We start from the raw sequence: 15,027 nt of genomic DNA, 5'->3' as shown, positions 1-15,027 counted from the left end.
TGTATCGAGCACGGCGCGGCCGTGTGGCGGGAGTGTTTTTGGATGAGTGAAAAACAAGACAAGATTCCGGATCTCGACGTCCAGACCCTGGCCGGCGAGTACGTGCTCGGCACACTCACGGCTGAGCAACGGGTTGAGGTACAAGAGCGTCTGGCCCATGACCCGGCCTTGCGCAAGGCCATTGATGGCTGGCGGTCTCGGCTGCTGACCCTGACCGAAATGGCCGAACCGCAGAAGACACCACCGCCAAGACTCTGGGGGCGCATCGACCGCACGATCGGTACGCTGCCGTTCACGCAGCCAAGTGGCAAAGCTCCACGACTGAAGCGTCGCAGCCAGTGGTGGGACAACGCCGGATTGTGGCGCGGGCTGGCAGGCATGGGATTGGCCGCCTCGGTGATTCTGACCACTCAGTTGCTGGGCCAGATTCCGACCCCGCCAGCGCCAGCCTTTCTGGCCGTGCTCTCTTCCACCGAAAATCACACCGCCAGTTGGGTGATTCAGGCGAGCAACCTGCGCGGTATCGAGCTGGTGCCGGTGGACAAGGTCGAGGTGCCACTGGGCAAGGTGTTGCAGTTCTGGACCCAGGCGGACGATTGGGAAGGGCCGATTTCCCTCGGACTCGTCGGACCGGGCCAGACGCTGAACGTGCCAACGGATCGCTTGCCGCCACTGCAACCCAATCAGGTGTTCGAGCTGTCGCTGGAAAAGGCCGGTGGCTCTCCGATCAACAAGCCAAGCGGGCCGATTCAGTTCATCGGTAAAGCGGTGAAGGCGGGTTGAGCGACAACGGCTGACTGAATGCAATCCTGTCAGCCGTCGCTCGGTGCACGCCGTGCCTACCAGCGCAAAACCCGGGGCCCGACCAGCGCACCGATTACGGTGGATGACACCAACCCCATGAGATACCAGACGCCCCAGAACGGAATTTCCATTTCAGGGCAATGCAGGCAGTAGGCGATGGTCGCCAGCGAACCGGCGAGCAATCCGCCGCTGGCCCCCGCCAGACGCAGACGGGTCGGCGCCATGCCACGCAGCGCCCAGAAGATCGCGATGAAGCCCGGAATCGACAACAGCACGATGTTGATCGCGCAGACTTTCCAGGTTTTGCCAAAAACCATCGCTACTCGCGCATCCGCAGGCGCCTGTATCAAGGCAATCACACCCGCCAGCCAGACCAGCAGCACGCCCGCCCCCACCAGCCAGCGCCCCGAACCCGCGCTCAGGCCAGGTCGCGCCAGACGAAGGACCATCCACAACGAACCCACGCCCAGGCACGCCGGGAACGCGACTTTGCCCCAGAACAGCGGGGTCTGGGCAGCTTCCATCAGGTCAGGCCGGGCGCCAAACTTCACCAACACCATCAATAACGAACCCAGCGCGGCGAGCACCACAGCTAGACTGAAACGCTTGGCAAGCTGCCCGCGATCAACCGGGGCGACGCCGCCCGCGAGCATGGAAATCAGATCATCGGTTTTCATCGTGTACCTCGTATGCGTGCCGCCAGCGCCTTGAGGCCGCGATGCACGCCAATCTTGACCGCCGACTCGGAAAGCCCGGTCATCTTCGCGGTTTCTGTCACCGACAACCCCTCAAGCTTCACGTGCATGATCGGCAAGCGCTGACGGTCAGGCAGATCGCCCAACAGCTTGCTCAAATCGCGACTGGCCTGGGCAGGCTCAAGCTCGGGTTCGGCGAACAGCTCGGCGGTGTCGTCCAGCGAGTCGTTGAACACATCGCCCCTGGACCTCGCACGGTAAAAATCCGTGAGTTTATAGCGAGCAATGGCAAACACCCAGGCGGTCAACGGCTGATCGACCCGGTACGTATGCCGAGCGTTGTGCACCGCCAGTAACACTTCCTGCAACAAGTCTTCGATCTCACCGGGCTGACGCTGAAGCCGCGCGCGCAAAAAACCGCGCAGGTGAGTGCTCAAGTCGGTCAGGAATGTCCTGTAAGCCCGCTCGTTGCCGTCCTGACCCGCCAGAAACAACGATTGAAGCTGCGTTTCCCGGGTCCGCAAGGCGGTGGTGTGCGCAGCGTGATCTGTAATTCGGTCCATCGGTCGCCCTGGTTACATCCGCGTTGAAATTTTCTTTGTAAATCGCCCGTGCAGTAGATGCCGAACCTCCTTTTCACACAATTCAATTTTCTGTTACCGAATGCACTGTCATGGAGCGTTCGCACCCAAAAGTAACAATTCAACGTCCGCAGTAACGGGCGCGTGTGGTCCGACACGCTCCGTCGAAATTGCTATGCGCCTTGTGTCTTGAGGCTTGGCGAGGTTTCAGCGAGTGGAAAAGGCGAGTTGGCCCTGAGGTTGCATATGCTTGTATGTACAAGTGAATATGAGTATGAAAGAGTATTGCGAGTGCACCGCTTCGATTCACTGTCAGCGGCGCCAGATCTGCCAGACCCATATTCCGCCTGTTCGACACAGGCACCGTCAGCCCAGTGCCTGGGCCGGATTGACCATCGAGGATTGTGACGTGACTACTGACAACAAAACCCCAGCTCAGCAATGGACCAAACGCCGCGACGTGGAAATCCGCGCAGCCCGCGGCACCCAACTGACCGCCAAGAGCTGGCTGACCGAAGCGCCGCTGCGCATGCTGATGAACAACCTCGACCCGGAAGTCGCCGAGAACCCCAACGAGCTGGTGGTCTACGGCGGTATCGGTCGTGCGGCGCGTAACTGGGAGTGCTACGACAAGATCGTCGAAAGCCTGACCAACCTGAACGACGACGAGACCCTGCTGGTGCAATCCGGCAAGCCGGTCGGCGTGTTCAAGACCCACAGCAATGCCCCGCGCGTGCTGATCGCCAACTCCAACCTGGTGCCGCACTGGGCCAACTGGGAACACTTCAACGAACTGGACGCCAAAGGCTTGGCCATGTACGGCCAGATGACCGCTGGCAGCTGGATCTACATCGGTAGCCAGGGCATCGTTCAGGGCACTTACGAGACCTTCGTTGAAGCCGGTCGCCAACACTTCGACGGCAACCTGAAAGGCCGTTGGGTCCTGACCGCAGGCTTGGGCGGCATGGGTGGCGCACAGCCTCTGGCGGCAACATTGGCGGGCGCCTGCTCGCTGAACATCGAATGCCAGCAGAGCCGCATCGATTTCCGCCTGAAAAGCCGCTACGTCGACGAGCAAGCCACTGACCTCGACGACGCGCTGGCCCGCATCGCCAAATACACCGCCGAAGGCAAGGCGATCTCCATCGCACTGCTGGGCAACGCCGCTGAAATCCTCCCGGAACTGGTCCGTCGTGGCGTGCGCCCTGACATGGTCACCGACCAGACCAGCGCCCACGACCCGCTCAACGGCTACCTGCCAAAAGGCTGGACCTGGGAGCAGTACCGCGACCGCGCCATCACCGAACCGGCTGCCGTGGTCAAGGCTGCCAAGCAGTCGATGGCCGAACACGTCGAAGCGATGCTGGCGTTCCAGAAACAAGGCATCCCGACCTTCGACTACGGCAACAACATCCGCCAGATGGCCAAGGAAGAAGGCGTGAGCAACGCGTTTGACTTCCCGGGTTTCGTCCCGGCGTACATCCGTCCGTTGTTCTGCCGTGGCATCGGCCCGTTCCGCTGGGCCGCGCTGTCGGGCAACCCGGAAGACATCTACAAGACCGACGCCAAGGTCAAGGAGCTGATCCCGGACGACGACCATCTGCACAACTGGCTGGACATGGCCCGCGAGCGCATCAGCTTCCAGGGTCTGCCGGCACGTATCTGCTGGGTCGGTCTGGGCCAGCGCGCCAAGCTGGGTCTGGCATTCAACGAAATGGTGCGCAGTGGCGAGCTGTCTGCACCGGTCGTGATCGGTCGTGACCACCTGGACTCCGGCTCCGTTTCCAGCCCGAACCGCGAAACCGAATCGATGCAAGACGGCTCGGACGCGGTGTCCGACTGGCCATTGCTCAACGCCCTGCTCAACACCGCAAGCGGCGCGACATGGGTGTCGCTGCACCACGGCGGCGGCGTCGGCATGGGCTTCTCGCAGCATTCGGGGATGGTGATCGTCTGTGACGGCACTGACGAAGCAGCCGAGCGTATCGCTCGCGTGCTGCACAACGATCCGGCCACCGGCGTCATGCGCCACGCCGATGCCGGTTACCAGATCGCAATCGACTGCGCCAAAGAGCAGGGTTTGAACCTGCCGATGATCAATCACTGATCGAATCCCACGGGTGTACGCACCACCTGTGGGAGCGAATTCATTCGCGATGGTTTTTCAGACGATACATCTATGTCGTCCGTGCCATTTTCGCGAATGAATTCGCTCCCACAGTGGCGCGGTTCAGCAATGAATTCTGCGTGGGTCATACAGTTTGTTTTTGATGTCCTGCCCACGTTTTTGAGGATGTTGTGATGGCTGTTCCAGAGGATCGTGTTGCACAAGCTTCGGTGATCGAAAGGCGTTCGATCGACTACATCCCTGACGCGGAAAGACATGGTCGTCTGTTCAGTCAATTCACCCTCTGGCTGGGTGCGAATCTGCAAATCACCGCCATCGTCACCGGGGCCTTGGCCGTGGTGTTGGGCGGCGACGTGTTTTGGTCGTTGATCGGTCTGTTCATCGGTCAACTGCTGGGCGGTGGCGTAATGGCGCTGCACGCGGCGCAAGGTCCGAAACTGGGCCTGCCGCAGATGATTTCCAGTCGGGTGCAGTTCGGCGTCTACGGGGCCGTGATCCCGTTGGTGCTGGTGTGCCTGATGTACATCGGCTTTTCTGCCAGCGGCTCGTTGCTGGCCGGGCAAGCCGTCGCTCAACTGATTCAGGTCCCCGACTGGCAAGGCATCGTGCTGTTCGCCGCTGCCATCGTCGTCCTGACCATCTTCGGCTACCGGGTCATCCACATGATCGGCCGGGTCGCCAGCATTATCGGCGTGATCGCCTTCGTTTACCTGTTCGGCGCACTGCTGGCGGGTAACGACGTCGGCGCGCTGCTGGGCAACAAACACTTCTCGCTGAGCAGCTTCCTGCTGGCGATTTCCCTGTCGGCCTCGTGGCAGATCGCGTTCGGCCCGTACGTCGCGGACTACTCGCGTTACCTGCCGCGCAGCACATCGGCAAGCAAGACATTCTGGGCCGTCGGCCTGGGGTCGGTGATTGGCGCACAGGCTTCGATGGTGTTTGGCGTGTTCGCGGCGGCACTGGCCGGCAAGAATTTCGCTCATCACGAAGTCTCGTACATCGTCGGCCTGGGCGGCACCGGGGCCGTGGCCGCCGCGCTGTATTTCAGCATCGCGTTCGGCAAGGTGACGATCACCACACTCAACGCCTACGGCAGCTTCATGTCGATCGCGACCATCGTCAGCGGCTTTCGCGGCAATCGCCACATCTCCAGCGCGCTGCGCCTGACGTACATCTTCGCGATGGTCGGCATCGCCACCGCGCTGGCGTTGCTGGGCAAGGATTCGTTCCTCAAGGATTTCTCGGCGTTCATCCTGTTCCTGCTAGCGTTTTTCACGCCGTGGAGCGCGATCAACCTGGTGGACTTCTACTGCATCACTAAGGAGCGCTACGACATCCCTGCCCTGTCCAACCCGGACGGTCGTTATGGTCGGTGGAACTGGGTAGGCATCAGCATCTACGTGATCGGCGTGCTGATTCAGATGCCGTTCATCTCGACCCATTTCTACACCGGGCCGCTGGTAGCCAGCCTTGATGACACCGACATCTCGTGGATCATCGGTCTGGTGGTGCCTGCGGTGTTGTATTACGTCGCCGCGCGGAAATGGCCCGGCAAGATCGCCGACCGTCTGATTCTTCCGACCGAAGACGGGATGCCTCAAACACCCAAAAACGCAGCACCGACGCAGGCTGCGGTGAACTGAAAGTTCGTCATGCCCGTCTGTTAAAGCTGTGCCAAAGCGGTGCAAAACCCACATCCGGCCTTTGATCAGGCCGAGTGCCGATCGCTTTGGTGATTGTCGAAAACCCATTCAAGACCAGGAGCTACACATAATGAAATCCAAAAAGGCCCTGCTATCCACACTGCTGACCGCAGGCTTGTTCGCCAGTGGTGCCAGCCAGGCAGCGGGATGGTGTGAGTCTGGCAAACCGGTGAAATTCGCCGGTCTGAACTGGGAAAGCGCAATGCTGCTGACCGACGTCCTGCAAGTGGTGTTGAACAAGGGTTACGGCTGCGAAACCGACAGCCTGCCCGGCAACTCCATCACCATGGAAAACGCCCTGAGCACCAACGACATTCAGATCTTCGCGGAAGAGTGGGTAGGCCGCAGCGAAGTGTGGAACAAGGCCGAAGCCGCCGGGAAAGTGGTGGGTGTCGGCGCGCCGGTCAAAGGTGCCGTAGAAGGCTGGTACGTGCCGCGCTACGTGATCGAAGGCGACGCCAAGCGCAAGCTGGAAGCCAAGGCGCCGGACCTGAAAACGATTGCCGATCTGGGTAAATACGCAGCGGTCTTCAAGGACGCCGAAGAGCCGGACAAGGGCCGTTTCTACAACTGCCCGGCCGGCTGGACCTGTGAGCTGGAAAACAGCGAGATGCTGAAAAGCTACGGTCTGGAAGGCAAGTACACCAACTTCCGCCCTGGCACCGGCCCTGCGCTGGATGCGGCGATTCTGTCGAGTTACAAACGTGGCGAGCCGATCCTCGCGTACTACTGGTCGCCGACGCCGCTAATGGGCCAAGTGGACATGGTGCGCCTGGAAGAAAAAGCGGGCGTGAACAAGACCATCGACATCAAGGTCGGTCTGTCCAAGACCTTCCACGAACAGGCCCCCGAGCTGGTGTCGGTGCTGGAAAAGGTGAACTTCCCGATCGACCTGCTGAACCAGAACCTGGCGCGCATGACCAAAGATCGCATCGAGTCGCCAAAGCTGGCGAAGATCTTCCTCAAGGAACATCCTGAGGTCTGGCACCAGTGGGTCAGCGAAGACGCTGCCAAGAAGGTAGAGGCTTCGTTGTAAGACTTAGATCCGGATGCCGCACGAACTGGCGGTGTGCACGAATACTGTGGGAGCGGATTCATCCGCGAGACGACCGTACATTCGACACGTATCTGTCATCTGTACCTCTGCATCGCGAATGAATTCACTCCTACAGGTCCGGTGTCAGCCGCAGAATCCAGGCAGTACCTGAACAACGGATCTGCACTACCTAAAAGATCGAGAAAACCTATGTTCCCCGAAAGCTTCACGTTCTCCATCGCCGACTGGGTCAATGACTGGGTCGACAAACTGGTCACCAACTACGGCGACGTGTTCCGGCACATCTCCGACACGCTGCTGTGGGCCATCGTCAAACTCGAAGGCCTGCTGCGCGTGGCGCCGTGGTGGGTGTTGCTGGCCATCGTCGGCCTCATCGCCTGGCATGCCACCCGAAAGTTCACCACCACGGCGGTGGTGGTCGGCCTGCTGTTCCTGGTTGGCGCGGTCGGCCTGTGGGACAAGCTGATGCAGACCCTCGCGCTGATGCTGGTCGCCACGTTCATCTCGGTGCTGATCGGCGTGCCGCTGGGGATTCTCTCCGCGCGCAGCAATCGCCTGCGTTCGGTGCTGATGCCGTTGCTCGACATCATGCAGACCATGCCGAGCTTCGTGTACCTGATCCCGGTGCTGATGCTGTTTGGCCTGGGCAAGGTCCCGGCGATTTTCGCGACCGTGATCTACGCCGCGCCGCCGCTGATTCGCCTGACCGACCTCGGCATCCGTCAGGTCGATGGCGAAGTGATGGAAGCAATCAACGCGTTCGGCGCCAACCGCTGGCAGCAACTGTTCGGCGTGCAACTGCCGCTGGCCCTGCCGAGCATCATGGCCGGGATCAACCAGACCACCATGATGGCCCTGTCGATGGTGGTGATCGCCTCGATGATCGGCGCACGTGGCCTGGGCGAAGACGTGCTGGTGGGCATTCAGACGCTCAACGTCGGTCGCGGCCTGGAAGCGGGTCTGGCCATCGTCATCCTGGCGGTCGTGATCGACCGTATCACGCAGGCCTATGGCCGCCCACGGCATGAGGCGAGCAAGTGATGAGCGCTGAACAAAACAAAATCGTCGTCAAAAACGTCTACAAAATCTTCGGCAACCGCGCCAACGACGCGTTGGCGATGGTCCAGCAGAACCAGAGCAAGGATCAGGTCCTCGCTCAGACTGGCTGTGTAGTCGGCGTGAACGACCTGTCGCTGTCGATCGGCAGCGGCGAGATCTTCGTGATCATGGGCCTGTCGGGTTCCGGCAAATCTACGCTGGTGCGCCACTTCAATCGCCTGATCGACCCCACCAGCGGCGAGATTCTGGTAGATGGCGAGAACATCCTGACATACGACATGGAAGCGCTGCGCAACTTCCGTCGCCACAAGATCAGCATGGTGTTCCAGAGCTTCGGCCTGCTGCCCCATAAAACCGTGGCCGACAACGTGGCCTACGGCCTGGCGATTCGCGGCGAGAGCAAGGCGCAATGTGCCGAGCGTGCGCAGCACTGGATCACCACCGTCGGCTTGAAGGGCTACGAGAAGAAGTACCCGCATCAGCTCTCGGGCGGCATGCGTCAGCGTGTGGGCCTGGCCCGTGCGCTGGCAGCCGACACCGACATCATTCTGATGGACGAAGCGTTCAGCGCCCTTGACCCGCTGATCCGCGCCGAAATGCAGGACCAGTTGCTGGAGCTGCAAGCGACGCTGAAGAAAACCATCGTTTTCATCACCCACGACCTCGATGAAGCGGTACGCATCGGCAACCGCATCGCCATTCTCAAGGATGGCCGGTTGATTCAGGTCGGCACCCCCAAAGAAATCCTCTACTCCCCTGCTGACGACTACGTTGACCGTTTCGTCCAGCGGCGGGTGGCGACCATTTAAGGACGGCTGTAGTCATGTCGCGAGCAGAACAGATCATCATCGGCGATGCACGGGTCACCTGGCAGGACATCACCGCCGTGGCCCGTTATGGCGCCACGCTGGCGTTGTCCGATAACGCCTGGGCACGAATCGACAACGCCCAGGCCATCGTGCAGCGCATCGTCGCCAGCGACGAACGCGCCTACGGCGTGAACACCGGGTTGGGCGCGCTGTGCAACGTGTCACTGCAAGGCGAGCAACTGAGTCGCCTGTCGCGCAACACGCTGCTCAGTCACGCCTGCGGTGTCGGCCCGGCGCTGCCCGATGAGCAGACCCGCGCGATCATCTGCGCCGCGATCATCAACTACACACAGGGCAAGTCCGGCATCCATCGTCAGGTGGTCGAAGCGCTGATGGCGTTGCTCAACCGCCGCATCACGCCGCAGGTGCCGTCCCAGGGTTCGGTCGGCTACCTGACCCACATGGCACACATCGGCGTCGCGCTGCTGGGCGTCGGTCAGGTCAGCTATCGCGGGCAAGTCGTATCGGCATTGCAAGCGCTGAGCGAGGAAGGTCTGTCGCCGGTCGAACTGGGCGCCAAGGACGGGTTGTGTCTTGTCAACGGCACGCCGTGCATGACCGGCCTGAGCTGCCTGGCCATCGCCGACGTGAATCGCCTGATGCAATGGGCCGACGTGATCAGCGCCATGACCTTCGAAGGCCTGCGCGGTCAGCTCGACGCATTCGATGAAACGATCATTGCGCTCAAGCCCCATCCGGGCATGCAGCAAGTGGGCAAAAACCTGCGCGGTCTGTTGGCGGGCAGCGAAGTCTTGGCCAACAGCAAGGGCATTCGTACACAGGACGCCTTGAGCATCCGTTCGATTCCGCAGGTCCACGGGGCCACCCGCGACCAACTCGCCCACGCCACGCAGCAGATCGAAACCGAGCTGAATTCGGCCACCGACAACCCACTGCTGCTGGGCACGCCTGACGCCTATCGCGTCGTCTCGCAAGCCAACCCGCACGGTCAGTCAGTAGCGATGGTGGCAGACCTGCTCGCCATTGCGATGGCCGAACTCGGCTCGATTGCCGAGCGGCGTCTGGACCGCTTGATCAACCCGACCGTCAGCGGCCTGCCTGCATTTCTGGTCAGCCAGCCGGGGGTCAACTCCGGGATGATGATCGTGCAATATGTCGCCGCTTCCCTCTGCGCGGAAAATCGTCAGTTGGCGCAACCGGCCGTCATCGACAACTACGTGACGTCGGGGCTTCAAGAAGACCATTTGAGCATGGGCACCAGCGCCGCGTTGAAGCTGCACAAGGTGCTCGAAAACGTCACGCAGATCCTCGCTATCGAGTATTTGCTGGCGGCTCAGGCCTTCGAATTCTTCAAGGGGCCGCGCTTCGGCGTCGGCACCGAAGCCGCGTGGCGTCTGCTGCGTGAGCGCGTTCCGGCTTATGACGAAGACCGCTGGCTGGCCCCGGACATCGCCAGCAGCGTGACCCTGCTCAAGAACGAAGAATCACTGGAAACCGTCTTTCAGGTCTGCCGCGATTATGCGGCAACCCATAACAGCAACAGTCGCAGTCCGAGCGCCACAAGCGCGGAACAGGCAGGAGCCAGTTCAAGGCACGCGACCGACATCAACGAAGGAGTAGCAGCATCGTGACCGACACCCAAAAGGCGACCCCGCTGAACCTGATCCCCGGCCAGTTGACCCTGGCGCAACTGCGCGCGATCTATCAGCAACCCGTGACCCTCACGTTGGACGCCAGCGCCGACCAACAGATCGAAGACAGCGTGGCCTGCGTCGAGCGCATCCTTGCTGAAGACCGCACGGCCTACGGCATCAACACCGGTTTCGGCCTGCTGGCTTCGACCCGCATCGCCAGCGCCGATCTGGAAAACCTGCAACGCTCGCTGGTGTTGTCTCACGCCGCAGGCGTCGGTCAGCCGATCAGCGACGAGTTGGTGCGCCTGATCATGGTGCTCAAGGTCAACAGCCTGAGCCGTGGTTTCTCGGGCATTCGTCGTCAGGTGATCGACGCGCTGATCGCGCTGATCAACGCCGAGGTCTATCCGCACATTCCGCTGAAAGGTTCGGTCGGTGCGTCCGGCGACCTCGCGCCACTGGCGCACATGTCGCTGGTGCTACTGGGCGAAGGCAAGGCGCGTTACAAGGGCCAGTGGCTGAACGCCGTTGAAGCGCTGGCCGTAGCCGGTCTCAAGCCGCTGACTCTCGCCGCAAAAGAAGGCCTGGCCCTGCTGAACGGCACGCAGGTGTCGACCGCGTACGCCCTGCGCGGCCTGTTCGAAGGCGAAGACCTGTTCGCCGGCGCCTTGAGCTGCGGCGCGCTGACCGTTGAAGCAGTGCTCGGCTCGCGTTCGCCGTTCGATGCGCGGATTCACGCCGCCCGTGGTCAACGTGGCCAGATCGATTCCGCCGCGGCCTATCGCGACTTGCTGGGTGACAGCAGCCAGGTCTCCGACTCCCACCGCGACTGCGACAAGGTTCAGGACCCGTATTCGCTGCGCTGCCAACCACAGGTCATGGGCGCGTGCCTGACCCAGTTGCGTCAAGCCGCTGAAGTGCTGGCCGTCGAATCCAACGCCGTCTCCGACAACCCGCTGGTGTTCGCCGCCGAAGACGACATCATCTCGGGCGGCAACTTCCACGCCGAGCCGGTGGCCATGGCCGCCGACAACATCGCGCTGGCCATCGCTGAAATCGGCTCGCTGAGCGAACGCCGCATCTCGCTGATGATGGACAAGCACATGTCGCAACTGCCGCCGTTTCTGGTGGCCAATGGCGGCGTGAACTCCGGCTTCATGATCGCCCAGGTGACCGCAGCGGCATTGGCCAGCGAGAACAAGGCGCTGTCCCACCCGCACAGCGTTGACAGCCTGCCGACCTCGGCCAACCAGGAAGACCACGTGTCGATGGCACCCGCCGCTGGCAAGCGTCTGTGGGAAATGGCGGAAAACACCCGTGGCGTGCTGGCTGTAGAATGGCTGGCTGCGTGTCAGGGTCTGGACCTGCGCAATGGTCTGAAGACCTCGGAAAAACTGGAAATCGCCCGCACCACCCTGCGCGGCAAAGTCCCGTTCTACGAAAAAGACCGCTTCTTCGCCCCTGACATCGAGGCCGCCACCGCGCTGCTGGCATCCAATTGCCTGAGCGAACTGGTTTCCGCTGACCTGCTGCCGAGCTTCTGATCGGGACAGGCCAGGGACGGCCTGTCATTGAAATGAAGGTGGGAGCGCTTTTGGCGTTTCGCCACCGCCCTGTAGGAGCGAGCTTGCTCGCGATGACGGTTCATCAGGCGCTAATTGCGTGTCCGACAAACCGCTATCGCGAGCAAGCTCACTCCTACAGGATTGGGTTCCCATCCTCATTTCAGCAAAAGGAAAGACTAGGAAAAGCGTGAGATGAAACCGCAAAACGCAACAGATCTGAAACGCGGGCTCAGCGCCCGTCACATTCGCTTCATGGCGCTGGGTTCTGCCATCGGCACCGGGTTGTTCTATGGCTCGGCGTCGGCGATCAAACTGGCCGGGCCTGCTGTACTGCTGGTCTACCTCATCGCGGGTGCCGCGGTGTACATGGTCATGCGCGCACTCGGCGAGATGGCCGTGCGCAACCCGGTGTCCGGCTCGTTCAGCGAGTACGCCACGCAATACCTGGGCCCGCTGGCAGGCTTCGTCCTGGGCTGGACCTACGCATTCGAGATGATCATCGTCTGCCTGGCCGACGTCACGGCATTCGGGATCTACATGGGTTTCTGGTTTCCCGACGTGCCCCGCTGGACCTGGGGGCTCGGCATCGTTTTCGTGATTGGCGCGCTCAACCTGTGCAGCGTCAAAGTGTTTGGCGAAACGGAATTCTGGCTGTCGCTGCTCAAGGTCGGCGCGATCATCGGGATGATCCTCGCGGGCTTCGGCATTTTGCTGTTCGGCATCGGGTCGTCTGCGGGCGACAGCGTGAGCCACGTGAGCAATCTGTGGACCCAGGGCGGCTTCATGCCCAATGGCGTCGGCGGCATGGTCGCAGCGCTGGCGGTGGTGATGTTCGCGTTCGGCGGCATTGAAATCATTGGCGTGGCAGCCGGCGAGGCGCGTGATCCTGAGCGGGTTATTCCCCGTGCGATCAACGCAGTGCCGCTGCGGATTTTGCTGTTTTACGTGCTGACGCTGTTCGTGCTGATGTCGTTGTACCCGTGGCAAGACATCGGCAGCCAGGGCAGCCCGTTCGTCCAGATTTTCGACAACCTGGGGATTTCCTCGGCGGCGATCATCCTCAACATCGTGGTGATCTCGGCGGCGATTTCGGCGATCAACAGCGACATTTTTGGCGCCGGTCGCATGATGTACGGCCTGGCGATTCAGGGCCAGGCGCCCAAGGGGTTCGCGCAGCTGTCGGCCAACGGCGTGCCGTGGATGACCGTACTGGTGATGGGCGCCGCATTGCTCTGCGGCGTGGTGCTGAATTACCTGATTCCGGAGAACGTGTTTCTGCTGATCGCGTCCATCGCGACCTTCGCAACGGTATGGGTGTGGCTGATGATCCTCGTCACGCAGATTGCGATGCGCCGCTCGATGAGTCCGGAAGACGTCGCGCAATTGAAATTTCCGGTGCCGTTGTGGCCGGTGGCGCCGATAGCGGGCACTGCGTTCATGGTGTTCGTGTTTGTGGTGCTGGGGTATTTCCCCGATACGCAGGCGGCGCTGGTGGTGGGTGCGGTATGGATTGTGATGTTGGTGATTGCGTATCGGGTTTGGGTGAAGCCGAACCAGAGCACGAGCAATTTGGAAGCGAAACACTGATTTGTGGACTGACTCATAACCTGAGGGAGCGAATTCATTCTGGGCGGCATCCCGACGAGAGGCCCGTACATTCAACGCATCTCCATCGGATGTACGATTTTTCGCGAATGAATTCGCTCCCACAGAAGTTCGGCGCATGATTAACGACTCTGGAGGCATTGATGAAAACGCTCTGGCATAACTGTCACGCAGCAACCATGGCAAACGGCACGTATTCGATCATCGAGAACGCGGCCATCGTGACCGACGGAGCGCACATTGCCTGGGTCGGTCCTCTGAGCGATGCCCCTGATCTGGCCGACGCTCAAAAGGTTGACCTCAACGGCGCGTGGGTCACACCTGGCCTGATCGACTGCCACACCCACACCGTGTTCGGCGGCAATCGCAGCGGCGAATTCGAGCAGCGTCTGCAAGGCGTCAGCTATGCCGAGATCGCTGCGGCCGGTGGCGGTATCGCCAGCACTGTGCGCGCGACACGGGCGGCGAGCGAAGAGCAGCTCTACGCCAGCGCCGAGCGCCGTGTGCAGCATTTACTGAAGGACGGCGTGACCACGCTGGAGATCAAATCCGGCTACGGCCTGGACCTGGCCAGCGAAGGCAAAATGCTGCGCGTCGCTCGCCGACTCGGGGAAAAACTCCCCGTCACTGTGCGCACCACCTGCCTCGCTGCCCACGCCCTGCCCCCTGAATACAAAGACCGCGCCGACGATTACATCGCCCACATCTGCTCGGAAATGCTGCCTGCACTGACGGCTGAAAATCTGGTGGATGCGGTGGATGCGTTCTGCGAATACCTGGCGTTTTCGCCTGCACAGGTCGAGCAGGTGTTCATCACCGCTGGCCAGTTGGGCTTGCCGGTGAAGCTGCACGCCGAGCAGTTGTCGTCGCTGCATGGTTCGAGTCTGGCAGCCCGTTATCAGGCGCTGTCGGCTGACCATCTGGAATTCATGACCGAGGAAGACGCCATCGCCATGGCCGCTTCCGGCACCGTCGCTGTATTGCTGCCGGGAGCGTTCTATTTCCTGCGCGAGACTCAGTTGCCTCCGATGGACGCCCTGCGCAAGCACGGCGTGAAGATCGCCATCGCCACCGACCTCAACCCTGGCACCTCGCCGGGCCTGTCGCTGCGACTGATGCTGAACATGGCCTGCACCCTGTTCCGCATGACCCCGGAAGAAGCGCTGGCCGGCGCAACGATTCATGCCGCGCGGGCGTTGGGGCTGGCCGAAACGCACGGCTCGCTGGAAGTCGGCAAGGTGGCGGATTTCGTCGCGTGGAACATCGAACGGCCTGCGGACCTGGCTTATTGGCTGGGCGGGAATCTGGATAAACGCGTCGTGCGTCACGGCGTGGAAAGTCGTTTCTAAGCCGTTTCCAATCAGGA

12 protein-coding genes are annotated in these 15,027 nt (G+C 61.4%); 10 read left to right on the top strand and 2 right to left on the bottom strand.

Annotation, left to right across the window (positions count from 1 at the left end; all coding sequences use genetic code 11):
* Positions 1-42 precede the first annotated feature (42 nt).
* Positions 43-783 (top strand): anti-sigma factor domain-containing protein, encoded by a 741-nt coding sequence (locus ACIQAL_RS13905; protein WP_401146158.1) that lies wholly within the window; start codon positions 43-45, stop codon positions 781-783.
* Between the two features lie 56 nt (positions 784-839).
* On the opposite strand, the gene ACIQAL_RS13900 is transcribed toward ACIQAL_RS13905, so the two are convergent.
* Positions 840-1,481 carry a DUF1109 domain-containing protein gene (locus ACIQAL_RS13900; RefSeq protein ID WP_401146155.1) on the bottom strand — a complete coding sequence of 214 codons (642 nt, stop codon included), beginning with the start codon at positions 1,479-1,481 and terminating at the stop codon, positions 840-842.
* Complete coding sequence (locus ACIQAL_RS13895) at positions 1,478-2,062, bottom strand: sigma-70 family RNA polymerase sigma factor (RefSeq protein ID WP_166598126.1); 585 nt, start codon at positions 2,060-2,062, stop codon at positions 1,478-1,480. The genes ACIQAL_RS13900 and ACIQAL_RS13895 overlap by 4 nt, the downstream gene beginning before the upstream one ends.
* 427 nt (positions 2,063-2,489) lie before the next feature.
* Here ACIQAL_RS13895 and hutU point away from each other — a divergent pair, with 427 nt between their 5' ends.
* The 9 genes from hutU to hutI all read left to right on the top strand — a co-directional run bounded on the left by hutU (position 2,490) and on the right by hutI (position 15,010).
* Positions 2,490-4,187, top strand: coding sequence for a urocanate hydratase (hutU, locus tag ACIQAL_RS13890; RefSeq protein ID WP_401146153.1), 1,698 nt, complete (start codon positions 2,490-2,492; stop codon positions 4,185-4,187).
* Between the two features lie 194 nt (positions 4,188-4,381).
* Complete coding sequence (locus ACIQAL_RS13885; protein ID WP_401146150.1) at positions 4,382-5,851, top strand: purine-cytosine permease family protein; 1,470 nt, start codon at positions 4,382-4,384, stop codon at positions 5,849-5,851.
* A 130-nt stretch (positions 5,852-5,981) separates the two neighbouring features.
* On the top strand, positions 5,982-6,947 hold the full coding sequence (locus tag ACIQAL_RS13880) for an ABC transporter substrate-binding protein (RefSeq protein ID WP_401146147.1): 966 nt from the start codon (positions 5,982-5,984) through the stop codon (positions 6,945-6,947).
* Positions 6,948-7,157: 210 nt separating this feature from the next.
* The gene (locus ACIQAL_RS13875) at positions 7,158-8,009 is read left to right on the top strand and encodes a proline/glycine betaine ABC transporter permease (RefSeq protein ID WP_166598122.1); all 852 of its coding nucleotides are present in this window, start codon (positions 7,158-7,160) and stop codon (positions 8,007-8,009) included.
* Positions 8,009-8,836 (top strand): glycine betaine/L-proline ABC transporter ATP-binding protein, encoded by an 828-nt coding sequence (locus ACIQAL_RS13870; RefSeq protein WP_401146144.1) that lies wholly within the window; start codon positions 8,009-8,011, stop codon positions 8,834-8,836. Before ACIQAL_RS13875 ends, ACIQAL_RS13870 begins: the two co-directional genes overlap by 1 nt.
* A gap of 14 nt (positions 8,837-8,850) precedes the next feature.
* Positions 8,851-10,488 carry a histidine ammonia-lyase gene (hutH, locus tag ACIQAL_RS13865; protein WP_401146142.1) on the top strand — a complete coding sequence of 546 codons (1,638 nt, stop codon included), beginning with the start codon at positions 8,851-8,853 and terminating at the stop codon, positions 10,486-10,488.
* The gene (gene hutH / locus ACIQAL_RS13860; protein ID WP_401146140.1) at positions 10,485-12,035 is read left to right on the top strand and encodes a histidine ammonia-lyase; all 1,551 of its coding nucleotides are present in this window, start codon (positions 10,485-10,487) and stop codon (positions 12,033-12,035) included. Before hutH (ACIQAL_RS13865) ends, hutH (ACIQAL_RS13860) begins: the two co-directional genes overlap by 4 nt.
* Before the next feature lie 213 nt (positions 12,036-12,248).
* Complete coding sequence (locus ACIQAL_RS13855; RefSeq protein ID WP_401146137.1) at positions 12,249-13,643, top strand: amino acid permease; 1,395 nt, start codon at positions 12,249-12,251, stop codon at positions 13,641-13,643.
* Between the two features lie 161 nt (positions 13,644-13,804).
* Complete coding sequence (gene hutI / locus ACIQAL_RS13850) at positions 13,805-15,010, top strand: imidazolonepropionase (protein ID WP_401146135.1); 1,206 nt, start codon at positions 13,805-13,807, stop codon at positions 15,008-15,010.
* Positions 15,011-15,027 lie beyond the last annotated feature (17 nt).

Origin of the sequence: Pseudomonas sp. NPDC088368 (assembly GCF_044753445.1) — a bacterium.
Taxonomy (GTDB): Bacteria; Pseudomonadota; Gammaproteobacteria; order Pseudomonadales; family Pseudomonadaceae; genus Aquipseudomonas; species Aquipseudomonas bambusae.
The sequence above is the reverse complement of the archived record's forward strand: the minus strand, read 5'-3'. Positions and strand labels throughout refer to the sequence as shown.